General features: G+C 66.9%; 1 protein-coding gene. It reads right to left on the reverse strand.

All coding sequences use genetic code 11. From position 1 onward, the window contains the following. The coding region (locus JZX88_RS26025; RefSeq protein ID WP_256436404.1) for a contractile injection system protein, VgrG/Pvc8 family at positions 1 to 263 on the reverse strand (263 nt) is incomplete at both ends.

Here is a 263-nt window from a genome sequence, read left to right on the forward strand (position 1 = left end):
GTGCCCGGCACCATGCCCGGCGTCTCGAAGTTCCAGTCCGCGCCCGCCCGCTGGCCCGACACATAGGAAAAACGCCGTGCCCAGTCATTGATGTGGTTGCGGTCCGAAGACCCCTGCGCCAGACGCACCCGGCCCTCGCCCTGCGCCGAAGCCGACGGGGCAAGCCAGCCGCTGGCGCTGTCGGCAACATGCAGCTTGTGGGAACCGTCCTCATGGCTGAACCAGAAGAACAGCCCGTCCTCCTCGAAACGGCGCGTCAGATA

The organism is Agrobacterium sp. OT33, assembly GCF_017313365.1.
GTDB classification, from domain to species: Bacteria; Pseudomonadota; Alphaproteobacteria; order Rhizobiales; family Rhizobiaceae; genus Agrobacterium; species Agrobacterium rhizogenes_A.